At 69.2% G+C, this 21,827-nt stretch carries 19 protein-coding genes and 1 pseudogene; 8 read left to right on the top strand and 12 right to left on the bottom strand.

What is annotated here, in order from left to right:
* Positions 1-140: 140 nt before the first annotated feature.
* Positions 141-1,265: a 4-hydroxy-3-methylbut-2-enyl diphosphate reductase gene (locus BG28_RS12055; protein WP_036477223.1), complete on the bottom strand. Its 1,125-nt coding sequence runs from the start codon at positions 1,263-1,265 to the stop codon at positions 141-143.
* A gap of 9 nt (positions 1,266-1,274) precedes the next feature.
* Positions 1,275-2,243, bottom strand: a complete 969-nt coding sequence (locus BG28_RS12060) for a hypothetical protein (protein WP_036477225.1) — start codon at positions 2,241-2,243, stop codon at positions 1,275-1,277.
* A gap of 94 nt (positions 2,244-2,337) precedes the next feature.
* Between BG28_RS12060 and xseA the strand changes: the two genes are divergently transcribed.
* Together xseA and BG28_RS12070 are read left to right on the top strand one after the other, a co-directional pair.
* Complete coding sequence (gene xseA, locus BG28_RS12065) at positions 2,338-3,669, top strand: exodeoxyribonuclease VII large subunit (protein ID WP_036477228.1); 1,332 nt, start codon at positions 2,338-2,340, stop codon at positions 3,667-3,669.
* Positions 3,670-3,680: 11 nt separating this feature from the next.
* Positions 3,681-3,956, top strand: a complete 276-nt coding sequence (locus BG28_RS12070; RefSeq protein ID WP_036477230.1) for an exodeoxyribonuclease VII small subunit — start codon at positions 3,681-3,683, stop codon at positions 3,954-3,956.
* A gap of 21 nt (positions 3,957-3,977) precedes the next feature.
* Here BG28_RS12070 and BG28_RS15895 read toward each other — a convergent pair whose 3' ends face one another.
* The 5 genes from BG28_RS15895 to BG28_RS12090 all read right to left on the bottom strand — a co-directional run bounded on the left by BG28_RS15895 (position 3,978) and on the right by BG28_RS12090 (position 8,968).
* Positions 3,978-4,556 carry an SLC13 family permease gene (locus BG28_RS15895; protein ID WP_369797245.1) on the bottom strand — a complete coding sequence of 193 codons (579 nt, stop codon included), beginning with the start codon at positions 4,554-4,556 and terminating at the stop codon, positions 3,978-3,980.
* A gap of 137 nt (positions 4,557-4,693) precedes the next feature.
* The gene (locus BG28_RS15900; RefSeq protein ID WP_255342488.1) at positions 4,694-5,221 is read right to left on the bottom strand and encodes an SLC13 family permease; all 528 of its coding nucleotides are present in this window, start codon (positions 5,219-5,221) and stop codon (positions 4,694-4,696) included.
* Positions 5,222-5,251: 30 nt separating this feature from the next.
* Positions 5,252-6,490: a pyridoxal phosphate-dependent aminotransferase gene (locus BG28_RS12080; protein WP_036477233.1), complete on the bottom strand. Its 1,239-nt coding sequence runs from the start codon at positions 6,488-6,490 to the stop codon at positions 5,252-5,254.
* A gap of 199 nt (positions 6,491-6,689) precedes the next feature.
* Positions 6,690-7,928, bottom strand: a complete 1,239-nt coding sequence (locus tag BG28_RS12085) for a pyridoxal phosphate-dependent aminotransferase (RefSeq protein WP_036477235.1) — start codon at positions 7,926-7,928, stop codon at positions 6,690-6,692.
* A gap of 77 nt (positions 7,929-8,005) precedes the next feature.
* Entirely contained in the window at positions 8,006-8,968 is a 963-nt protein-coding gene (locus BG28_RS12090) for a glycine betaine ABC transporter substrate-binding protein (protein WP_161634840.1), read from the bottom strand.
* On the opposite strand from BG28_RS12090, the gene BG28_RS12095 reads away from it, so the two are divergent.
* Together BG28_RS12095 and BG28_RS12100 are read left to right on the top strand one after the other, a co-directional pair.
* Positions 8,967-10,676: a hypothetical protein gene (locus BG28_RS12095; protein WP_161634841.1), complete on the top strand. Its 1,710-nt coding sequence runs from the start codon at positions 8,967-8,969 to the stop codon at positions 10,674-10,676. The genes BG28_RS12090 and BG28_RS12095 overlap by 2 nt on opposite strands.
* A gap of 143 nt (positions 10,677-10,819) precedes the next feature.
* A complete protein-coding gene (locus BG28_RS12100; protein ID WP_036477241.1) occupies positions 10,820-11,278 on the top strand; it encodes a GyrI-like domain-containing protein in 459 nt (152 codons plus the stop codon).
* A gap of 25 nt (positions 11,279-11,303) precedes the next feature.
* Here BG28_RS12100 and BG28_RS12105 read toward each other — a convergent pair whose 3' ends face one another.
* The 5 genes and pseudogenes from BG28_RS12105 to BG28_RS12125 all read right to left on the bottom strand — a co-directional run bounded on the left by BG28_RS12105 (position 11,304) and on the right by BG28_RS12125 (position 17,547).
* Entirely contained in the window at positions 11,304-12,578 is a 1,275-nt protein-coding gene (locus BG28_RS12105; protein WP_152539289.1) for an aminoglycoside phosphotransferase family protein, read from the bottom strand.
* Between the two features lie 11 nt (positions 12,579-12,589).
* A complete protein-coding gene (locus BG28_RS12110; protein ID WP_133726052.1) occupies positions 12,590-13,684 on the bottom strand; it encodes a hypothetical protein in 1,095 nt (364 codons plus the stop codon).
* Between the two features lie 47 nt (positions 13,685-13,731).
* A complete protein-coding gene (locus tag BG28_RS12115) occupies positions 13,732-14,388 on the bottom strand; it encodes a GNAT family N-acetyltransferase (protein WP_051501403.1) in 657 nt (218 codons plus the stop codon).
* Positions 14,385-16,157 (bottom strand): DUF885 domain-containing protein, encoded by a 1,773-nt coding sequence (locus BG28_RS12120; RefSeq protein ID WP_084479700.1) that lies wholly within the window; start codon positions 16,155-16,157, stop codon positions 14,385-14,387. Before BG28_RS12120 ends, BG28_RS12115 begins: the two co-directional genes overlap by 4 nt.
* Before the next feature lie 5 nt (positions 16,158-16,162).
* Positions 16,163-17,547 (bottom strand): annotated as a pseudogene (locus BG28_RS12125) (NAD(P)H-quinone dehydrogenase).
* Positions 17,548-17,904: 357 nt separating this feature from the next.
* Between BG28_RS12125 and BG28_RS12130 the strand changes: the two are divergent.
* The 4 genes from BG28_RS12130 to BG28_RS12145 all read left to right on the top strand — a co-directional run bounded on the left by BG28_RS12130 (position 17,905) and on the right by BG28_RS12145 (position 21,825).
* Positions 17,905-18,732: a purine-nucleoside phosphorylase gene (locus tag BG28_RS12130; RefSeq protein ID WP_036477393.1), complete on the top strand. Its 828-nt coding sequence runs from the start codon at positions 17,905-17,907 to the stop codon at positions 18,730-18,732.
* Between the two features lie 76 nt (positions 18,733-18,808).
* Positions 18,809-20,650 carry a phospho-sugar mutase gene (locus BG28_RS12135; protein ID WP_133726051.1) on the top strand — a complete coding sequence of 614 codons (1,842 nt, stop codon included), beginning with the start codon at positions 18,809-18,811 and terminating at the stop codon, positions 20,648-20,650.
* Between the two features lie 108 nt (positions 20,651-20,758).
* Positions 20,759-21,463, top strand: a complete 705-nt coding sequence (deoC, locus tag BG28_RS12140) for a deoxyribose-phosphate aldolase (protein ID WP_084479702.1) — start codon at positions 20,759-20,761, stop codon at positions 21,461-21,463.
* A gap of 41 nt (positions 21,464-21,504) precedes the next feature.
* Positions 21,505-21,825 (top strand): hypothetical protein, encoded by a 321-nt coding sequence (locus BG28_RS12145; protein ID WP_051501405.1) that lies wholly within the window; start codon positions 21,505-21,507, stop codon positions 21,823-21,825.
* Positions 21,826-21,827: the final 2 nt, after the last annotated feature.

A 21,827-nucleotide genomic window follows, 5' to 3' on the forward strand; every position in this document is an offset into this window, starting at 1 on the left:
ATGCCATGTCCCATCGCTATGCACGGACATAGCGATGGGACAGGGCATAGAGATGCGACAAACGTGGGCGGGGCGCTAGAAGCAGACCGGCAGACGGGTACCCCGGACCCGGGACTCAGAACCCCGGGGCCCTGTGGAGCTCAGGAGGTGGAGCAGGCGCTGCGCTTGCGGCCGCCGACGCCGACGTCGTCGTGCCCGGCCTGGGTGAGCGCCTTGCGGATCTCCTTGGGCAGCGAGAACACGATGTCCTCCTCGGCGGTGACGACCTCTTCGACCTTGCCGTAGCCATAGTCGGCGAGCAGCCGCAGCACGTCGTCGACCAGCACCTCGGGGACCGAGGCTCCGGAGGTGACCCCGATGGTCGCGGCCTCCTGGAACCAGGCCTCATCGACCTGGTTGGCGTAGTCCACGCGCTCGGCCCGGGCAGCCCCGTACTCCTTGGCGACCTCTTTGAGCCGCACCGAGTTCGAGGAGTTCTCCGAGCCCACCACGATCACCAGGTCCGACTGCGGGGCGACCTTCTTGATCGCCGCCTGCCGGTTGGAAGTGGCGTAGCAGATGTCATCCGAGGGCGGATCCTGCAGCTTCGGGAAGCGCTCGCGCAGCTTCTGCACGGTCTCCATGGTCTCGTCCACCGAAAGCGTGGTCTGGGAGAGCCAGATCAGCTGCTCGGGGTTGCGCACCTGGAGGTCATCGACCTCCCAGGGACCGTTGACGATCGTGATGTTGTCCGGGGCCTCGCCGTAGGTGCCCTCGACCTCTTCGTGGCCTTCGTGGCCGATCAGCAGGATCTCGTAGTCGTCCCGGGTGAAGCGCACGGCCTCGCGGTGGACCTTGGTGACCAGCGGGCAGGTCGCGTCAATGGTCTGCAGACTCCGGCTCTCGGCCAGGTCCTTGACCGCCGGGGAGACGCCGTGGGCCGAGAAGACGAGCAGCGCGCCCTCGGGCACCTCATCGGCCTCCTCGACGAAGATCACACCCTTCTCCTGCAGGGTCTCCACCACGTGACGGTTGTGCACGATCTCCTTGCGCACGTAGACCGGGGCGCCGTAGGTCTCCAGGGCCTTCTCCACGGCGACGACCGCACGGTCCACGCCGGCACAGTAGCCGCGCGGTGCCGCGAGCAGCACCTTGCGCGGACCGGTGAACGTGGACTCTGCGGCCACCTCCTCGGGACTGCGGCGCCTGCGGGGCACCATCGGCATGGGGACCGCGATGTGCTGTCGCCGGGCCGGAGCGTCGGGGGCGGTGGCAGTGGAAGTCATGCCCCGAGTCTACCGGCGGGTGCCTGGAGCCGTCACACCGTGTCCCTGGTTGACGCCGGCATCTCGCCGGCCGCGCGAGGCTCCGCTGCCGGCCGCCGCGCTGCCCAGCAGCCCGAGGACGACGGCGGCGCCCGCCGCACCGCTGAAGATCCACCAGGCCGGCTGGGCCCAGGCGGTGATCTGGCTCTCGAGATGCTCCACCAGGGATTGAGTGGCCGCATCGGAGACCGCGCCGAACTCCGGCGCGGCGACGGTGAGTGCGACCCAGAGCCCAAGCCCCAGGCCGAGCAGGCCGCCGAGGGTCAGCGCCACCCATCGGCTGCGACCCGGCCCCAGCAGCAGTCCGACCGCGACCATGATCCCGGACAGCACGGCGAGCACCAGCCAGTGCTTGCTGAGCTCGACCAGCAGCGCCCAGGTGTAGGGATCGGCGTCCTCTCCCGTGCTGGCCTCGATGTCGACCACCAGCTCGGGGGCGAGGAACTCGAAGCTGGAGGTGTCCAGGAACGGCAGCCAGCCCAGCGCGGAGTCCAGGCCCTCGCGCAGCGGCCCGGTCATCGCCTCCGCCATCGGGCTCAGGTCCACGGCGAGGTCGAGGTCGCTGGCGTCTCCGGTGGTGCCCTGATCGAACATGGCCTCCAGCTGCGCGGTGTAGTCCGCCCGGGTGCCCTGCAGGGTCTCGTTCCAGGCCGCGTCGACCTCCTCGTTCTCCAGCATCGAGGCCACGAGGGAATCCACCGCGGAGTCGGCCCGGTCACCAAGCAGATCCGACACCCCTCCGGGCAGCTCGGACTCCAGACGGTCCAGCAGCGTCTCGGAGACCAGCTCGCTGAACCCCTGCTGCGCAGGCAGCTCACCGGCGATCTGCGCGATCGGCTCCTCCTCGCGCAGCAGCTGGTTGATCTGGAACCCGGCCAGGGACGCTGCCGCCAGCACCGCGGCCAGCAGCAGCGAGAGGACACTGAGCGCCTGGCGCATGTGGATAACTCCTTCAGCCATGTCAAGGGGGTGGCATAGGCTGTATGCACCATAGCGAACCTTCCGTGAGACCGTCGAAGATCAAGGGCAGAACATGAGCGAGCCGGCACAGGCGCAGGACACCTCGGCAGAGACCCCCTGGGCGCTGAGCACCTACTCCGGGAAGCTCAAGGCCCATATCGAAGCGGCACCGCCCACCTGGGTCGAGGGCCAGCTGGTGGAGTTCAACCTGCGCAACGGCAACGCCTGGATGACCCTGCGGGACCTGGAGCAGGAGGTCTCGTTCTCCACGGTGGCCTGGCGCGGCGTGGCCGGGAGCCTCAACGGCACCGTGCAGCCGGGGTCCCGGGTGGTGGCACTGGTCAAGCCGAACCTGTATGAAAAGTCCGGTCGGCTCTCGCTGGTGGCCCAGCAGATGAAGCCGGTCGGGCTCGGTGACCTGCTGGCGAGGATCGAGCAGCTCAAGCAGCGCCTGGCCGCCGAGGGCCTCTTCCGGGTGGACCGGAAGCAGCCGCTGCCGGTGCTGCCGCTGCGGATCGGACTGATCACCGGCCGGAACTCCGACGCCTTGAAGGACATCCTGCGCAACACCCATGCCCGCTGGGCCGCCGCGCAGTTCGAGATCCGAGAGGTCGCGACCCAGGGGCCCAGCGCACCCGCGGAGGTCACCGCGGCATTGACGGAGCTCGACGCCGACCCGGCCGTGGAGGTGATCGTGATCGCCCGCGGCGGCGGCGCCCTGGAGGAGGTGGTGCTGCCCTTCTCCGACGAGCGACTGATCCGCGCCGTGGCCGCGGCCCATACCCCGGTGGTCTCGGCCATCGGGCACGAGGCGGACCGCCCGCTGCTCGACGAGGTCGCCGACATGCGCGCCTCCACTCCGACCGGCGCCGCGAAGCTGCTGGTTCCCGATGAGGCCCAGGAACGCGAGGCGCTCACCCACGCCCGGGCACGCATGTCGGCCGGAGTCGAACGGCTCATCGGCCGGGAGTCCGAATGGCTGACCACGCTGCGCTCCCGGCCGGTGCTGGCCCAGCCGCAGGACATGATCACCGGTCGCGCCCAGGAGCTGCTGATGCTGCGTCGTCGGGCGCTCTTCGGTATGGAGACTGCGGTGCGCCGCGGCACAGACTGGGTCGCCCAGACCCGGGCGAGGGTCCGGTCACTCTCCCCTCAGTCCACCCTGGACCGCGGCTACGCCGTGGTGCAGACCCGGGGCCAGGCCGGCTGGGACGTTCTGCGCGACGCCGGCACCGTGGCGATCGGGGATCAGCTGAGCATCATGGTCGCCTCCGGGGAGCTCACCGCCCGTGCCGAGGAGATCTACCCCAAGGACCGCAGATCCGCTCCCGCCGAGCCCGGGACGCAGACCGAAGAGTCCGCACGGACTCCGAAGACTGCACAGACCGCACAGACCCAGAACTGAGAGGCAGCTCCATGACCGAGAACGCCAGCAGCACCGAGGCCTCGACCGCGAGGTCCACCGAGTTCAGCACCGCGCAGACCGAGGACATCGAGACGATGAGCTATGAGCGAGCCCGGGAGGAGCTGATCTCTGTGGTGACCAAGCTCGAGACCGGCGGCGCTCCGCTGGAGGAGTCACTGGCCCTGTGGCAGCGCGGCGAGGCGCTGGCCGACCGGTGCGAACGGTGGCTCGACGGCGCCAGGACCCGCCTGGAGGAAGTCCGCGCGGAGCTGACCGAGGACAGCTAGTCCAGCGCTCGAAGCTCCCGATCAGACGCCGCTGGCAAGGACGATCGGCTGCCACACCAGGATGAAGACCGAGATCAGGCTCAGCGCGATGATGTTCATCCAGAAGCCGGCCTTGGCCATGTCATCCATGTCCAAGGACTCGGAGGAGAACACGGCGGCGTTGGGAGGAGTGGAGATCGGAAGCATGAATGCGCAGCTGGAGGTCAGCGCGACCAGCGCCATGATCGCGAAGGGATCCACTCCCATGCCCAGGGCGAGCCCCACGCTGACCGGGATCAGCATGTTCGAGACCGCGGTATTGGACATCACCTCGGTCATGAAGAGCACGATCGCTCCCAGCACGACCACGATGAGGACGTAGGGCAACACGTCGAGCCCACCGAGGATCCCACCGAACCACGGGGTGAGGTCGGAGTCGTCGAAGGCCGCCGCGAGCGAGAGCCCACCTCCGAACAGCAGCAGGATGCCCCCGGGCAGGGCCGGCATGTCCTTCCGGACCAGGCTTCCGCCGCGCTTGCCGTCCTCGTCGGTGGCCCGAGCGCGCAGCAGGAACATCGCGGTGGCACCGATCATGGAGATCGTCGTGTCCGTGAGCGGGATCCCCCCTTTCCTCGGGGATGAATCCGACGGTCATCCACATCGCGCCGACAAACACGAAGATGGCCAGCACCGTCTTCTCCTCGTAGTACATCGGACCCAGCACCCGCAGCTGGTCCCGGGCGAAGTCTGGTGAGATCTCAGCCTGGGAGACGAGCCGGAAGAGCTGTGACCGCGTTGGAGATCCACATCGACAATCCAGCGGTCGCGAGGATCACTCTGAGCACCAGGCGGTTGCCCTTCGTGCCGACCATCCGGATGATGGTCATCGCGATCCGCCTGTGCAGGTTCCACTGTTGGACCGCGAGGGCGATGGTGAAGCCGCCCATGTACATGAAGACGATCGGGTTCGCATAGGCCACCGCGGCCGTCTCTTCGTCCGTCCCGCCGGTCATCGGCAGCGAGAAGAGCGGGGGCAGCGAGGTCGCCGGGGTCGGCAGCGCCTCGGTGATCCACCAGGAGGCGACCCCCAGCGTCACCGCGAGCACGGCCCTGGGAGCGTCGTCGAGACCGGTGGTCACCGGGACGAAGTAGAACAGCGCGAAGAGCGCCGGCCCAGCACCAGGCCCACACGACGTCGGCTCAGCAGCCGCGTCCGTTCCGCTGGCCTCGCCTTGGTCTCCATGAGGCCAGAGCGTTCCAGACCACAGAGACCTGCTCCAATTCAAGACCCGGGGTGCAGGCCCCGGCGGGACGCCTCAGGCGCGGAGTGCGGCGTCGCGGTAGTCCGCGAGGAACTCGGCGATCCCAGCGATCGCGTGTTCGAGGTCTTCCACGCCGGGCAGGGTGACCAGCCGGAAATGGTTGTCGTCGATCCAGTTGAACGCGCGTCCGTGGGAGACCAGGATCTTCTGCTGGCGCAGCAGCTCGATGACGAACTTCTCGTCGTTCTCGATCGGATAGATCTCTGGGTCCAGCCGCGGGAAGAGATACAGCGCGCCGTCGGCCTGGTGGACCTGCACCCCCTCGATCTCGCGCAGCAGCCGGTAGGCGGTCTCGCGCTGCTCGAAGAGCCGCCCGCCCGGGTCGATCAGGTCCTGGATCGACTGGTGCCCGCCCAGGGCGGCCTGAATGGCGTGCTGGGCCGGGACGTTGGCGCACATGCGCATGTTCATCAGGAGGGTCAGGCCCTCCATGTAGTTCTTCGCCCGATGTGTGGGTCCTGAGACGTAGATCCAGCCCGAACGGAAGCCGGCCACCCGCCAGGTCTTGGAGAGCCCGGAGAAGGTGATCGTGAAGACGTCGTCAGAGAGCGTGCAGGCGTTGATCATCTCAGCGTCGTCGAAGGTGATGTTCTCGTAGATCTCATCGGAGAGCAGCATCAGGTTGTGCCGCCGGGCGATGTCCACCATCGCCTCGAGGATCTCGCGCGGGTAGACCGCCCCGGTGGGGTTGTTCGGGTTGATGATCACCAGGGCCTTGGTGCGGTCGGTGACCTTGGACTCGATCTCGGCCGGGTCCGGCCACCAGCTGTTGTCCTCATCGCAGATGTAGTGCACCGCCCGACCGCCGGCCAGGGTGGTGGCGCCGGTCCACAGCGGGTAGTCCGGGGCGGGGATCAGCACCTCGTCCCCGGGGGCGAGCAGCGCCTGGAGCACCATCGAGATCAGCTCGGAGACCCCGTTGCCCAGATAGATGTCTGCGGGGTCGGCATCGGTCATTCCGCGCGCCTGGTAGTACTGGGCCACCGCGATCCGGGCGGAATAGATGCCCTGGGAGTCGGAATAGCCCTGCGCGTCGTGGAGGTTGCTGATCATCGCCATCCGGATCGAGTCCGGAGCCTCGAAGCCGAAGGGCGCGGGGTTGCCGATGTTCAGCCGGGTGATCGCGTGTCCCTCGCGCTCCAGCCTGGCGGCCTCCTGGGCGATGGGTCCACGAACGTCGTACCGGACGTCCTGAAGCTTGGGCGACTGGGTGAAGTCTTCGAATTCCTGCATCCTGGAGTTACGCACTGTCCTATCCTGCACCTTCCGGGGTGAAAGAACGCCCCTGTTTCACATGCTGAGCGTGTTCCGGCGCCGGTCTTGACGGGAACAGTCCTGCGCGCGCTCGGTCGGTCGCGGTCTCTCCTGGTCGAGGTTTCTGTCGATCGAGGCCCCGGTGGGTCGCGGCCTCGGTCTCGCTCCTGCCCGGCGCTCAGGCTCGAGCGAACGCGTCTCGGTAGGAGGCGAGGAAGTCGGCGATCCCGGCGATGGCCTCTTCGAGCTCCTCCACCGGCGGCAGCGAGACCAGCCGGAAGTGGTTGTCGTCGATCCAGTTGAACGCCCGCCCGTGGGAGACCAGGATCTTCTGCTGGCGCAGCAGCTCCATCACGAAGGCCTCGTCGTTCTGGATCGGGTAGATCTTCGGGTCCAGCCGCGGGAAGAGATACAGCGCGCCGTCGGCCTGATGGACGTCGACCCCCTCGATCTCGGAGAGCAGCTTATGCGCGACGTTGCGCTGCTCGTAGAGCCTGCCGCCGGGGCGGATGAACTCCTCCACGGACTGGTAGCCGCCGAGTGCGGTCTGGATCGCGTGCTGCGCCGGGACGTTGGGGCACATGCGCAGGTTCGACATCAGGTTCAGGCCCTCGATGTAGTTCTTCGCGCGGTGCTTGGGTCCTGACATGTAGAGCCAGCCGGAGCGGAAGCCCGCCACGCGCCAGGTCTTGGAGAGCCCGGAGAAGGTGATCGTGAAGACGTCGTCAGAGAGCGTGCAGGCGTTGATCATCTCGGCGTCGTCGAAGGTGATCTTCTCGTAGATCTCATCGGAGAGCAGGATCAGGTTGTGCCGCCGGGCGATGTCCACCATCGCCTCGAGGATCTCGCGGGGATAGACCGCCCCGGTCGGGTTGTTCGGGTTGATCAGCACCAGGGCCTTGGTGCGGTCCGTGATCTTGGACTCGACCTCCTCCGGGTCCGGCCACCAGTAGTTCTCCTCGTCGCAGATGTAGTGGACCGCACGTCCGCTGCACAAGGTGGTGATCGCGGTCCACAGCGGGTAGTCCGGAGCCGGGATGAGGACCTCGTCGCCGGGATTGATCAGCGCCTGCAGCACCATGGTGATCAGCTCGGAGACCCCGTTGCCCAGGATCACGTCCGAGACCTCGGCGTCGCGCATGCCTCGGGACTGGTAGTACTGCGCCACCGCGGTCCGCGCCGAGTAGATGCCCTGGGACTCGGAGTAGCCCTGCGAGCTGGGCAGGTTCTTGATCATGTCCACCAGGATCGAGTCCGGGGCGTCGAAGCCGAAGGGCGCCATATTGCCGATGTTCAGCTTGGTGATCCGGTGGCCCGCGCGCTCTAGTCGCGCGGCTTCCACTGCGATGGGTCCGCGCACGTCGTACCGCACGTTGCGGAGCTTCTGGGCCTGAGTGAAGTCCTCGAATTCCTCCATGACCAGATTGTGCCTTATGCCACGGTCCTGTCGGGACGTTACAGCCCAGAACCTGTTCGGCGAGTTGCCCGGAGGTCTCAGCCCCAGTCTTCTGGCTCCGCGACGAAGCCCTCCTGGACCAGCCAGTACTCCGCCGCCTCCTGGGGGCTCAGCCCCTGGTCTCCGTCGATGAGTCGGCGCAGCGTGACCAGGGCGTCCTCGTTCAACGCCTGAGCCAGCTCCACCGCCACACCGGGGACCTCTTCGGCGATCTCCGCCGAGACCACCGGGACGAACTGCTCCTGCGGGAAGGCGCGCTCCGTGTCGCTGAGCGCGATCAGTCCCTGCTCCTCGATGCCCGGTTGTGTCGTCGTGAGGATCACCGCATCGAGCTGCGCGGTGATCAGCGCGTCGAGCAGGTCGGCCTCCTCCGCCAGGACGATCTCCGCGGGCTCGCAGTCATAGACCTCGGCCAGCAGCGGCTCCGGGGCGGGCAGGTCCAGGCGCGCCCCGATGCGCAGCTCGTCGCAGGCCTCGGCGAAGGCGGAATCCTCGACCTCCCCCTCGGTGGTGATCTCATTGAGCTCGGCGGTGATCGAGGTGATCACCAGGGAGCTGCCGAGCACCGCCGAGGTGGGCTCCAGCAGCTCGGCCTGTTCACCAAGGCTTTCCTCGATCACGCCCAGCAGCTCCGCCGGGCTCGGCTGCTCCAGCTCGGCGAACGCCTCGGGGTCCAGCTGCCGGGCGAACGTCTCAGAGCGGCCGAGGACCAGGTCGGTCTGATCCTCAAGGACCAGCTCCCCGGGGCCGCGATCGGAGGCATCCACGACCGCAGGAGTGTCCCGGGAGCTCAGCGCCAGGGCGTAGACATTGGCGATGGTCTGATCCAACGGGTGCTCCCCCACCGCGATCGTCCAGGCTCGCTCTGCCGCGCTACCGGTGGGCTCCTCCGCCGACGGCGGCGGTGAACAGCCCGTGGCGACCAGGACCGCGGCGGCGGTGATTGCGGTGCACCCCGTGACGCGGCGGACGCGCCAGGGCGCCACAGGGGAAAAAGTCATGAGCGTCATTCTACGGCGGCACCCGATCGGCGCTAGTCTGGTGCAGATGACGAGTCCGCTGATTCCGCGTCTGACGGCACTCCTCGAGGCCGCCGGTGGGACGACTGTGCCCGCACAGACCGCGGCGGGCTGGCTGGACCTGGCCTACGAGGGCGCCTACGGCGAACGGTTCCGTTCGGCCGCTGAAGCCGCCGAGGCCGGACTGCGTGCCCCCGGCGGGGAGGACCCGGAGAACCGGCTGATGCTGCTGCGCATCCTGGCCGGGGTCCACGAGATGCGCGGGGACTCCGCGGCCTCGGCGCCGTTCATCGCGGCGCGTCTGCGTCTGCTGCGCGAGCTGGGCCGCTTCCGGCAGGCACGGGTGGAGGACGAGCTCGGCGCGATGCTGCTGCGCGAGCCGGACCGGGTGGAGGCCGAGATCCTCTCCCGGGTCGCCGATGACCTGCGCCGGGAGGACCAGGCGCGCGGCGACGTCACGGTGGAGCTTGCCGATGTGCTCTCCTCCCTGGCGGTCCGCCGACTTCAGGATGAGGGACCAGAATCGGCTCTGCCGATCGTCCAAGAGACCTGCACGATCCTGACCAGCCTGGACCGTACCGAGGCGCTGGCCGGGGCCAGAATGTTCCTGGCTCATACGCTGCTGCTCTCCGGGGAGACCACCCAGGCGCTGCGCACGGCGGAACTGGTGCTCGCCTCCCACGCGAACCGGGCGGTGCACGGCGCGATGGCGATGCTGCAGGCCACCATCCACCATCACGAAGACCGCAACCTCGCCGCCATCGACGCCGCGCTGCACTCGGTGGAGCTCTACGCCGCTGCCCGGGTGCGCAAGGGCGCCGCCTCGGCCGCCGCGCTGCTGGCCGGGCTCACCGGAGAAGAGGACGACGGCGACGCCTCGGTCCTGGCCTGGCGGGTCGCGGTGCAGCAGGCCGAGCTCGGGGAGTTCCGCGAATCGCGGCTCCTGAGTCTGGCCCTGGGCCAGCAGCTGCTGGAGCTCGACGACTACCCCGAGGCCGAGAAGGTGCTCGATGCCCTCTCGGTCCGCCTGGGCGGCTCCGAGGAGGACCGGTCCACCCGGGCCAGGGCCCTGATGGGGCTCGGCCATGCCGTGACCCATCTGAAACGACCGCTGGAGGCCATGGTGCACTGGAACGAGGCAGCGGAGCTCTTCGGCGAGATCGACGAGACCGATGAGGCGGCGCGTGCCCATCTCGCCGCCGGGGCGCTGGCCGCCTCGCTGGACCGCCTCGAGGTCGCCCGCGGGCACTACGAGCGTGGACTCGAACTGGTCGAGCACAGCGAGGACCTCGACCCGCAGGTGTTGCTGCAGGCGCTGCATTCGCTGGGACACCTGCTCACCCGCGCCGAGGACGAGACCGGGATCGGCCACCTGGATCGGGCCCTGGAGCTGGCCCGGGAACACGGGACGACCTGGCAGCGCGCGGACATCACGGATTCGCTGGCCCGCGGCTGGACGGCGCTGGGCGAGGGGACCAAGGCAGTGGCCGCGGGACTGGAGGCCGCGGACCTCTTCGCCGAGGCCGGGGACGAGGACGCCGCCGGGGACGCTGAGGTCTTCGCGGCCAAGGTGCTGCTGGAGATGGGGCGAGCCGACGAGGCCGAGACGATCTTCCGGATGTCCACCGACGAGCGCGAGGCCAGCCCCTCCCTGATGGCAGACGCCTGGAGGGTCAGATCGAGGCACTGATGCGGCAGGGCAAGGCTGAAGCCGCAGCGGACCTGCGCCGCAAGCTCACCCGGCTCAAGCGTCGGATGCGCAGCTGACCCGCCACATCCGCGCAGGGACGTTCGGCTCTACCGGAGCCGCGTCTGGCGCAGGAGCATCACTGCATGACCGATATCAAGATCATCCAGAGCCCTGAACAGCACACCGCCGGGATCCGGGACCGGGTCCCCATGGCAGGTCTGACCGACTTCTTCTCTCGGGCGTTCGAGGAGACCATGCAGGCGCTGGTTGCGCAGGGGCTCAGCCCGGCGGGCCCGCCGTTCGGCAAGTACCACGGCTCCCCGGGAGAATCGGTGGATGTCGAGGCAGGCTTCCCGGTCCCCTCGACCATCACCCCGGACGGGGACGTGGCCCCGGGCCTCCTGCCCGGCGGCCGCCTGGTGGAGGCGATCCACATCGGGTCCTACGACACGCTTGAGCGCACCTACTCCGAGGTCGAACGGTACTTCGCGGAGGCCGGGATCAGCCCCGGCCCGGTGATGTGGGAGAGCTACCTCACCGATCCGGCGCTCGAGCCCGATCCGGCGAAATGGCACACCCGGATCTGCTGGCCGAGCACCTGAGCCAGGACTTCTCGCGGAGGTACCTCTAGAGCTGCGGCCATTGCGGCAGCGCCGGGCCCGCAGAACGCAGACCCACCACGGCCTCGGCGCAGGCGAGCCGCTGCTCAGCCTGAGCCTGCCACTGCGCCCGGCGGGTGTCCCGGGCTCCGGCCACCAGCGACAGCGCCACTGCGGCGGTGCGCACCCGCAGCGCGTGCGCGTCCACCGTGGCGGCGAAGCCAGCGGCGAAGCGTTGGAACGCCGCCGGGACATGGACATAGCGCGGGTCCACCGCCGGCAGCACCGCGAGGTGTCCCAGGAAGCATGCGAGGTCATCTACCCGGTACCCCGGGCCCAGGGAATCCACATCCAACAGCGCGGAGACCTCCCCGCCGCGCATCAGCAGGTTGGCCTCGTAGAAGTCCCCATGGGTGGGCACCACCGGACCACGGTCGGTCAGCGGAAGCACCGTGCTGATATGTTCCACCAGCGCCGAGATGCGTTCGGTGGCCCCGGGCAGCGCCGAGGTCGCCGCCGAGGCATAGGCGGAGAGCCGGTCGGTCCAGGCCTCCCGTGCCGGGAGCGTCATCACCTCGGCCGGGAGCTTCTCGAGCAGATCGATGAACCGCTCCGGCCCAGCTGCGGCGGCGCCGTCCGCAAGGAAGTATTCGGCCAGGGACTCCCCCGAACCTTCTCGCAGCGCGACCACGTCGAGCACCGGCTCCCGGACCGGCACGGCGGCCGGGACGCCGGCGTCGAGCAGCAGCTGGTGCCGGGTGTGCAGGTGCTGGGCGCGCCGAGCGCGCAGCACCTTCAGGAACAGGCGGGTGCCGTCGTCGAACTCTGCGGCGATCACCGCGCGGCGCAGCGGACGGTAGCTGATGGTCTCCAGGCTGACCAGGTCGCGGCCGGCCCCCCAGACATTGCGGACCGAATCCGGGTCGGCGGCGATGCGCAGACCCGGAAGCGCGGGGTCCAGCGGATGCTGCCAGATCGAGAGTCGACCGTAGGGGCTGTGGGACTGCACGACCCCGTCTGCTTCGGCGGACACCGGTTCGGTGGTCATGCCCACGTAGAGCTCGTCCACGTGGTCAGAGGTCTCGGTATAGGACCCCGCCGGTCCGCCGCGCGGCATCACGGGACGTCCGGTCGAGACCCGGTAGACCCCGGTCACCCCGGCCCCCGGGCGGTGCTGCAGCGATTCCAGGTGCACGCTGGTCGCGTAGACCCCGGTGTGTTGGATCGCCTCGGCGATCGGGGGGTGCGCGTCGAAGGACTCCATGAACGCCAGCTGCCTGGCCTCCAGCTCTGCCGGGGTCATGCCGCGAGACATCAGGCGCGCCGGCGCTTCAGCACTTCATCGAGGTTCATCGAGTCACGTTTCGGCGCCTTGACCTGGGACCTCGAAGCGGTGGGGTGCTGCACTGCGGCCTCTTCGGCTGCGGGGGTCTGCTCCGCGGGAGGCGTGGTGTCCAGGAACCGGCGCTGGGTGAGCTTGACGTCGCTGCGCGGGGCCGGGGTCTGTCCCGCGAGCGCCTCCGGCTCGATCCGCTGCGCCTTGTCCAGGTCCAGGTACTTCGGGCGCGGCACGGCTCGCGGCTGCCAGGGCCCGACCGGTTCAGCGGCCTCGCCCAGGACCGGGCCCGAGGCCTGCACCTCGGCGTCGAAGGTTCGTTCTAAACCCACGGGAAGTCCGTCCTCGTCGGTCTGCTGCAAGGAGTCTGGGCCTCCGGTGCCGCGGCCGTCGGCGCTCAGCGCGTCGAAGAGCCCAGCCTCGGTCGGGTTCACCCAGTCGGTGCCCTGCAGCGGGTTCATCGCCTCGTCAATGGCGGACTGCACCCGAGCCCGGCGGAGGCTGCGTCGGCGCAGCACCGCCATGGTCCGCAGGGCCACCAGTGCCAGCAGGAAGACGACGGCGGCGCTGAGCGGCACCGCGGCCGGGACGGCGGTCAGCGGGGCCAGGATCCCGGTGACGACGGCGCTCAGCGCGGCGATCGCTCCCAGGAGTGCGACCACGGTGCGTCCCCAGTGCAGGTGGAACCCGGAGCCGGGCTGAGACGAAGACCCGGCAGGCGTGGAACCGGTGCGTGCGGAATCCGAACGTGTGGAATCGGTGCGGTGCGATGAACTCGCGCTGCTGGGCAGGTCGGTGCTGGAGGACATGGTCGCCCCTCGGTGGGTGTCGGGTTGAGCGGTGGGGCCGATCATCGGCTCCGTGGACGCCGGCGTGGCCGCCAGGGAGGACGCCGCGGCGCGGGTCGGAGCCGGATGCGCGGCGGGCGCGGCATCCGCGAGGCTGGTCGCCTGGCGCTGTCCGCGCAGGACCAGGGTGCCCAGAAACAGCACGGCGATCAGGGCCATGAGCGCGGAGGAGGGGATGGGCAGGCCCTGCACCGTGGAGAGGAACGCGCTCTCGGTGTGTTCCATGCCCAGCATCCCTGACCCCCTTGCCCTTCATGAAGTACAGGCCGAGCCTATCCGATACCGGATTGTGATCCGCGGCAACGCGCCACAAGACCCTCACCGATCTCTTCGCGGGTCAGCGCGAAGCACCGGTGGTCCCGCCAGGCACCATGGATGTGCAGGAACCGCAGGCGGACTCCTTCCTCCCGGAAGCCCAGCTTCTCCACCACGCGCAGGCTCGCCACATTCTCCGGACGAACGGCGACCTCGACCCGATGCAGTCCACGTTCGAAGAAGAGGTGGTCCACGGCCAGCGCCGCCGCGAAGGGAGTGATCCCGCGCCCGGCGTGCCCCTCGTCGAGCCAGTAGCCCAGGGAAGTGCTCCGAGCGGAGCCGCCGATGATCGGGCCCACGGTCAGCTGTCCGACCATCTGGGGCGTCCCGCCCTGGGCGGTGAACCAGATCAGCCAGGGCAGATGGATGCCGGACCGGGCGCTGCGGCCCAGACTGCGGGCCATCTGCCGGAAGCTGGCCGAGGAGTCCCGGGGATCCGGATTCTCAGGAGTGGTGGCATCCCAGGGCTGGAGCCAGGCGCTGTTGAGCACGCGCAGCGCCATATAGCGATGCTCATCCTCGGTTCCAAGCGGGCGCAGCTCGACCCGTCCGGCGGGGATCTGCCCGGCGGGGCTCGCCGGCCAGTCTCGGTTCCGGCCGGGGAGCAGCCTCATGGGCGCATCGCGAAGCGCAGTGTGTCCAGCCCGATCATGCCGAGTCCAAGCAGCTCGGTATGGAAGGCGCGCAGGTCGAAGGGCTCCCCGGCCTCGCGAGCAGCCGCCTCGCATTCGGCACGGAGCTCCTCGAAGACACGCTGCCCGACCTTGTAGGACGGCGCCTGCCCGGGCCAGCCCAGATACCTGGTGAACTCGAAGTCCAGCTGTGCTGAGGAGATCGGAAGGTGAGCGCGCAGGAACTCCTTGCCCTGTTCAGGGGTCCAGGTCTGCCCGCCCCATTCCGGCGGAGCCTCGAAGCCGCAATGGACTCCGATGTCGAAGACCACCCGGGCCGCGCGCATCCGCTGCATGTCATACATCCCCATCAGATCTCCGGGGTCCGCGAGGAAGCCCAGCTCCGCCATGAGCTGCTCGGCGTAGAGCGCCCATCCCTCGGCGAAGCCGGAGACGAAGCTGCCGTGACGGCGCCAGGAGTTCAACCGGTCCTTGACCAGGGTCGCGGTGGCGATCTGCAGGTGATGCCCCGGGACCCCCTCGTGGTAGACGGTGGTGGTCTCGGTCCAGGTGGTGAAATGTTCATCGTCTTCGGGAACCGACCACCACATCCGGCCCGGCCGGGAGAAGTCATCACTGGGTCCGGTGTAATAGACCCCGCCGTCCTGAGTCGGCGCGATCATGCATTCCAGGACGTCCATCGGGGCCGGAATGTCGAAGTGCACGTCTTTCAACGCCGCGAGCGCCTCGTCCGAGAGTCGCTGCATCCATTCCTGCAGCGCCGCGGTCCCGGAGAGCTGCCGTGCGGGATCCGCGTCCAGGATCGCCTTGGCCTCCTCCACGGAGGCGCCTGGGCTGATCTGGTGGGCCACGACTTCCTGCGCCGCGACCAGCCGGGCGAGCTCTTCGAGCCCCCAGCGGTAGGTCTCTTCGAGGTCCAGCATGGTGCCGGTGAAGAACTGGCTGTGCAGCCGGTAGGCCTCGGTGCCCACCGCGTCGGCGGCAGGCGCCTGCGGCAGCAGCTCTGATTCCAGACGCTCCGCCAGGCGCAGGTAGGCCTGCTGCGCGGCGTGGGTCCCGGCGGCGAGCGCCTCCTGTGTGGCGGAGCTGACCTGCGCCTGGCGGCCGCTGAGCGCGTACCCGGCGAGCGCACCCTCGGGGAGGGCGTAGCTGCGGCATTGCTCCGCCACCGCGTGGACCTGTCGCTGGGCGGGCACCTGACCCGCCTGGGCGGAGTTCACCAGCGAGGCCCAGTAGCCTTCGAGCGCGGCCGGGAGATTGTGCAACCGCCCGGCGATGTGCACGAAGTCCTGTTCGCTCTGCGCGGGCATCAGCTCCAGCACCATCCGCACTGTCTGAGGTGCCGAGGCCAGGTTGTTCAGCTCCGTGCGCCCGGACTCGTGCAGCGCCACGTCGAGTCCGATCCGCTCCGCCATCGCATGCAGGGTCACCGCATCGATGCGGTCTTCCGGTGTCATCCCGGCCAGCTGAGCCAGGGTCTCACGCTGCAGCTGGGCGACCTCTTCACGTCCGGCCGGGGAGTAGTCCGCGTATTCGGTCTCGACTCCGGGGCGGCCCAGCACCGTGGCCTCCTCCGGGGCCAGGGCGAGCAGCCGCTCGAAGTAGTCCTCGGCGAAGGCGTCCACCGCCGTCGACGTGCGGGGCCCGGGACGCGCTGGTTCGGGTGCCGCGGGTTCGGGTGTCGCGGATTCGGGCTGCGTGGCTTCGGGTGTAGCGGGTTCGGGCGGCGTGGCCGGCGTCGAGCTGCTCATGCGGGTCAGTCCTCCGGATCGGTGACGTGCAGGTGGAGTCGACGGGCGGCCTCGGAGATCGAACCGGTCAGCGAGGGGTAGACGGTGAAGGTGGTGGCGACGTCGTCGACGTGCAGCTTGTGCGTGACCGCCAGCGCGAGCGGGAAGATCAGCTCGGATGCCCTCGGGGCGACCACGACGGCGCCGATCACCGTGCCGGATCCCTTGCGCGAGAAGATCTTCACGAAGCCCTCACGGATGTTCATCATCTTGGCCCGGGCGTTGGTGGCGAGGTCAAGCTTGATCACGTCGGCCTGGTACTTGCCGGAGTCGACCTGCTCCTGGGTGACCCCGACCGTGGCGATCTCCGGAGAGGTGAACACGTTGGAGGCGACCTGGTGCAGCTTCAGCGGCTTCACGCTCTCGCCCTGCATATGGGCCACGGCCACCCGGCCCTGCATCGCCGCGACGGAGGCCAGCGGCATCACCCCGGTGCAGTCCCCGGCGGCGTAGATGTTGTTCGCCGTGGTGCGCGAGACGGTGTCCACCTGGATGTGACCGGATTCGGAGATCTCCACCCCGGCCTCCTCGAGCCCCAGGCCGGCGGTGTTGGGGATCCCGCCCACAGCCATCAGGCAGTGCGAGCCGCGCAGCACCTCCCCGTTGCTGAGCCGGACCTCGACACCGTGCTCCGTGCGCTCCACGGACTCGGCGCGGGTCCGCGAGGCCACGTGGACTCCGACACGTGCGAAGGAGTTCTCCAGCACCGTGGCCGCATCGGCGTCCTCCCCGGGCAGCACCTGGTCGCGGGAGGAGACCAGCGTGACCTCGGCGCCGAGCCGACGGTACGCCGAGGCGAACTCGGCTCCGGTGACCCCGGAGCGACGACGATCATGTGCTCCGGCGCCTCGGTGAGGTTATACGCCTGGGTCCAGTTGAAGATCCGCTCCCCGTCGGGCTTGGCGGAGCCGAGCTCCCGCGGGTGGGCACCGGTGGCCACGATGATCGCGTCGGCGACGACCACCTCGCCGGCTTGTTCTCCAGAGGTGACCTCGATGCTGTGCGGCAGCACCAGCTTGCCCCGCCCGATGATCACCCGCACTCCGTAGGACTCCAGGGTGGCGCGGATGTCGCGGGACTGGCTGTGCGCCAGCTTGAGCAGACGCTCGTTGACCTTGGAGAAGTCGGCCCAGGCCTCCGCCTCCTGGACGTCCTCGCCCTGCCCGCCTCGGAGGCCGTTGGCGTGTTCCCCGAAGCGCACGCCGAAGGCGGTGGAGATGTTGACCCGGCGCATCGCGTCCGCGGTGGCGATCAGCGTCTTGGAAGGGACCACGTCGGTGAGCACTGCAGAACCGCCGAGGCCCTTTTCCTCGATGATCGTGACCTCCGCGCCGGCGTCGGCGGCGACCATAGCGGCTTCGTAGCCTCCGGGGCCTCCGCCGAGGATGGCGATGCGGTCAGGGGCGAAGCGTCGTTGCAGATTAGTTGGAGTCACGGGCCCATTCTGCCGAGTCGGCGCGGCAATGTCATACGCCACACGGGGATGTGACTCCGCAGGAGGACCGCATCGGTCGGGGAGGCTGAGTCCGCTTGGCCTGCTCCCGGATCAGATGCGGCACCGATGTTCGGAACAGCCCGGCCGCGTCAGCCTGCCGCGGTCTCCCGCCCAGACGGTAGATTGATCCATGTGAGCCATGACAAAGTCCAGACCCAGCACAGCGCCCCGACCGACGACGGAATCGGAGACCGCCTGGTCCCGCATCCTGAGCTGACCCCCACCAATGACCCGACCGCCCCGGCGAATCTGCGCGCCGAAGCGGCAGCCCGTGCGCTGCTTGACCAGTCGGGGGTGGACTCCATCGACCTGGCCTGCACGCTGGGCTCGGGATGGGGCGAGGCCGCCGCCCAGCTCGGTGAGCTCGTCGCGGAGATCGACGCCGAGGAGGTGCCCGGCTTCCATTCCTCCGGCGTCTCGGGCCACAGCGGGACGCTGAAGGTCATCCGCTCCGCCTCCGGAGCCCATGTCCTCGTCATCGGGGCGCGCACCCACTACTACGAGGGCCGCGGGGTGGACGCCGTCGCCCACGGGGTGCGCACCGCCGCCGCCGCGGGCGCCACCACCATGGTGCTCACCAACGGCTGCGGCGGGCTGAACCCGCAGTGGAGGCCGGGCACCCCGGTGCTGATCTCCGATCACCTGAACCTCACCGGCACCTCCTCGCTGCGCGGCGCGCACTTCGTGGACATGACCGATCTCTACTCCCCCCGGCTGCGCGCCGTGGCCCGAGAGATCGACCCGGACCTGCCCGAGGGCGTCTACGCACAGTTCCCCGGCCCGCACTACGAGACTCCCGCCGAGGTTCGGATGGCCGGAGTCCTGGGCGCGGATCTCGTCGGCATGTCCACCGCACTGGAGGCCATCGCCGCTCGCGCGGCCGGCATGGAGGTCTTCGGCATCTCTCTGGTCACCAACCAGGCCGCCGGGATCTCCCCGGAGCCGCTGAGCCACACGGAGGTGCTCGAGGCTGGACGCGAAGCGGCCCCGCGGATCTCTGCCCTGCTGGCGAAGGTCATCGGGCGCCTCCTGGCTGAGTGAACCTGGACTCCGACCGGCAGCCACCGATGACCCACGCAGACCCGTTACCCCGACCGATATGAGGGAGCAGACCGCCATGACCGAGAAGCTGTTCGGCGCCGTGCGCCGCTGGATCGAGAATGACCCCGACGCCAAGACCCGGTCCGGACTTGCGCAGCTGCTGCAGCGCGCCGAGGCCTCCGACGCTTCGGCGAGCGCGGAGCTCAAGCGGCTCTTCGCCGGCCGGCTCGCCTTCGGCACCGCCGGGCTGCGCGCGGAGCTCGGTCCAGGACCGCTGCGGATGAACCGCCTGGTCGTGCGCCAGACCGCTGCCGGGATGCTCAGCTACGCCCAGGAGCAGCTTGCCCGCGCCCAGCAGAAGGCGGACAGCTCCCAGGATCCGATGCGCAGCGAGGCGCCGAAGATCGTGATCGGTTTCGATGCCCGCCACCAGTCCGACGAGTTCGCCGCCGATACCGCGGAGATCTTCTCCGCCGCCGGCTGGGAGGTGCACCTGTTCACCCGCCCCGGGCCCACCCCGCTGCTGGCCCGCCAGGTGCTGGTGCTCGACGCCGAGATCGGGGTGATGGTCACGGCCAGCCACAACCCGCCCCAGGACAACGGGTACAAGGTCTACCTCGGCGGAGAGCTCTCCCGCTTCCTGGAGCCCGAGGGCCATGGGGTCGGCGCGCAGATCGTACCCCCGGTGGATCAAGACATCGCCGCCCGGATCGCAGAGCTCGTCGACGCCGACACACCCTCGAGCACCGAGGGCGCCACCCACCGTGGCGCCGATGGCGGCAGCGATGGCGCCAGCACGGAGACCCACCCGATCACCGATGAGGCCCGCAGCAGCTATGAGCGCGAGGCTCTGGAGCTGCTGGACCCGAAGACCTATCCACACCGGGACCTGCACGTGGTCTACACCGCGATGCACGGCGTGGGCGGGGAGATGGTCACCTCGTTGCTGCGCGCCGGCGGATTCACCGTGACCCCGGTGGCGGAGCAGCACGAACCCGACCCCGACTTCCCCACCGCGGACTTCCCGAACCCGGAGGAGCCCGGCGCCCTGGACCTCGCGCTGAAGGCCGCCGAGGCGAACCACGCGGACCTGGTGCTCGCCAATGACCCGGACGCCGATCGGCTCTCCGCGGCGGTCTACGACGGATCCTCCGGTGCCTGGCGTCAGCTCTCCGGGGATGAGATCGGCGCACTGCTGGGCCGGCACCTGCTCGAGCGCGGCCCGCTGCGCCCCCAGGCCGACGGCGGCGCCCCGGTGCTGGCGAACTCGATCGTCTCCTCCCGGCTGCTGGAACGACTCTGCCAGGTCCGCGGCGTCGGCCACGCCGCGACGCTCACCGGGTTCAAGTGGCTGGCTCGAGTCCAGCACATGAGCTTCGGCTATGAGGAGGCCATCGGCTTCAACGTGGACCCCGAGCACGTCAAGGACAAGGACGGCGTCTCGGCCGCGCTGATCTTCGCCGAGATGACCGCCTCGCTGAAGGCCCGCGGGGTCAGCCTGATCGCCGCCCTGGATGAGATCGCAGCCGAGGCAGGCGTCTTCGTCACCGGCCAGGTCACCATCCGGGTCAGCGACCTCTCCGAGCTGGGCAAGGTCACCGCTGGCCTGCGCGCGCAGCCTCCCGAGGAGATCGCCGGCTCGGCCGTGGTTGAATCCCTGGACCTGACCCAGGATCCGCTGCCCGGCGCGCAGCTGAGCGAGGCCACCAAGACCGATGCGCTGATCTATCTCACCGCCGAAGGAGACCGGGTGATCGTCCGGCCCTCCGGCACCGAGCCGAAGGTCAAGTGCTACCTCGAGGCTGTGGCGGACACTCCCGGCGTCAACGCCGATCCCGAGGCCATCGGCGCCGCCCGCGCCCAGGCGACCGCGCGTCTCCAGCAGCTGCGCACCTCGATGGAGTCCATGCTGGGCTGACCCGCCGAGCCGACCACCCACCAGACCGACCTGACCGCCGATCGGACCATCTGCCGGACCGCCGCGCGGTCACCCTGACCTTCCCGCTGACCCTTGAGGAGCACGCCCGTGAGCCACACCCCCACCCCCGCCGAGATGGCCCCGCTGATCGATCACACCGCCCTGAAGCCCGACACCGATGAGGCCACCATCCGGCGGATCGTCGATGAGGCGCGCACCCATGGCTTCGCCGCGGTCTGCATCAACCCGCGGTGGGTGCCGCTGGTCGCCGCAGAGCTCGCCGGCACCGAGGTCAAGACCTGCACCGTGGTCGGCTTCCCGCTGGGAGCCTCCACCACCGCGTCGAAGCTCGCCGAGACCGTGGAAGCGGTCCAGCTCGGCGCCCAGGAGGTCGATATGGTGGTGGACATCGCCGCGGCCAACGCCGGTGACCACAGCTACGTCGAGGCGCAGATCCGGGCGCTGGCCGACGCCGCCCATGCCGGCGGCGCGATCCTGAAGGTGATCCTGGAGACGGCACTGTTGGAGGAGTCCGCGAAGGAGCTGGTCTGCCGGGCCGCAGAAGCCGCCGGTGCGGATTTCGTAAAGACCTCCACCGGCTTCGGCGGGGGCGGCGCCACGCTCGCGGACATCACGCTGATGCACTCCCTGGTCGGCGGTCGACTGGGCATCAAGGCCTCCGGCGGCGTGCGCAGCTATGACGACGCGGCCGCGATGGTGGCCGCCGGCGCCACACGCATCGGAGCGAGCTCCTCTCTTGATATCGTGGAGCCTAGAGATTCCAGCACATCGGGTGCTGCCGGCGGTTACTGAGATGGGCGTCGCGCAGACCGCACCGCACCTAAGGGGAGCACATGATCAGCAACGGTAAGGTCAAGGCCTATTCGGGCCAGGGGAACTTCGTGGGGAACTTCGTCGCGTTCCTCGCGGTCTTCTTCATGCTCGTAGGATCGATCGTCGCGCTGTACTTCTGGGATCTGGATCAGGTGTGGCTGCCGGGGATTATCTTCATCCTGCTGTACACCGGCTCGTTCTACGCCGCCAAGGAGATCATCGGCCGCTCGGACTCCCTGGACATGCAGGACCTCCACGGTGAGCACGGCGAGCCGCTCGACGCCATGGCCTCACGGGCCAGCTCCTCACGAGAGTCGGCTGCGGAGCCGCACGTCCGCTGATC

It is taken from the genome of Nesterenkonia sp. AN1, from assembly GCF_000582475.1.
In the GTDB taxonomy this organism is placed as follows: domain Bacteria; phylum Actinomycetota; class Actinomycetes; order Actinomycetales; family Micrococcaceae; genus Nesterenkonia; species Nesterenkonia aurantiaca.

What these genes read in the sequence shown, in the direction of transcription:
- BG28_RS12135 (WP_133726051.1), top strand. Translation starts at nt 18,809, where the DNA reads ATGACCGAGAAGCTGTTCGGCGCCGTGCGCCGCTGGATCGAGAATGAC.
- BG28_RS12105 (WP_152539289.1), bottom strand. Translation starts at nt 12,578, where the DNA reads ATGACCCCGGCAGAGCTGGAGGCCAGGCAGCTGGCGTTCATGGAGTCC.
- BG28_RS12100 (WP_036477241.1), top strand. Translation starts at nt 10,820, where the DNA reads ATGACCGATATCAAGATCATCCAGAGCCCTGAACAGCACACCGCCGGG.
- BG28_RS12120 (WP_084479700.1), bottom strand. Translation starts at nt 16,157, where the DNA reads ATGAGCAGCTCGACGCCGGCCACGCCGCCCGAACCCGCTACACCCGAA.
- BG28_RS12060 (WP_036477225.1), bottom strand. Translation starts at nt 2,243, where the DNA reads ATGCGCCAGGCGCTCAGTGTCCTCTCGCTGCTGCTGGCCGCGGTGCTG.
- BG28_RS12080 (WP_036477233.1), bottom strand. Translation starts at nt 6,490, where the DNA reads ATGCAGGAATTCGAAGACTTCACCCAGTCGCCCAAGCTTCAGGACGTC.
- BG28_RS12090 (WP_161634840.1), bottom strand. Translation starts at nt 8,968, where the DNA reads ATGACTTTTTCCCCTGTGGCGCCCTGGCGCGTCCGCCGCGTCACGGGG.
- BG28_RS12145 (WP_051501405.1), top strand. Translation starts at nt 21,505, where the DNA reads ATGATCAGCAACGGTAAGGTCAAGGCCTATTCGGGCCAGGGGAACTTC.
- BG28_RS12115 (WP_051501403.1), bottom strand. Translation starts at nt 14,388, where the DNA reads ATGAGGCTGCTCCCCGGCCGGAACCGAGACTGGCCGGCGAGCCCCGCC.
- BG28_RS12070 (WP_036477230.1), top strand. Translation starts at nt 3,681, where the DNA reads ATGACCGAGAACGCCAGCAGCACCGAGGCCTCGACCGCGAGGTCCACC.
- xseA (WP_036477228.1), top strand. Translation starts at nt 2,338, where the DNA reads ATGAGCGAGCCGGCACAGGCGCAGGACACCTCGGCAGAGACCCCCTGG.
- BG28_RS12055 (WP_036477223.1), bottom strand. Translation starts at nt 1,265, where the DNA reads ATGACTTCCACTGCCACCGCCCCCGACGCTCCGGCCCGGCGACAGCAC.
- BG28_RS12085 (WP_036477235.1), bottom strand. Translation starts at nt 7,928, where the DNA reads ATGGAGGAATTCGAGGACTTCACTCAGGCCCAGAAGCTCCGCAACGTG.
- BG28_RS12095 (WP_161634841.1), top strand. Translation starts at nt 8,967, where the DNA reads ATGAGCGTCATTCTACGGCGGCACCCGATCGGCGCTAGTCTGGTGCAG.
- BG28_RS12110 (WP_133726052.1), bottom strand. Translation starts at nt 13,684, where the DNA reads ATGGAACACACCGAGAGCGCGTTCCTCTCCACGGTGCAGGGCCTGCCC.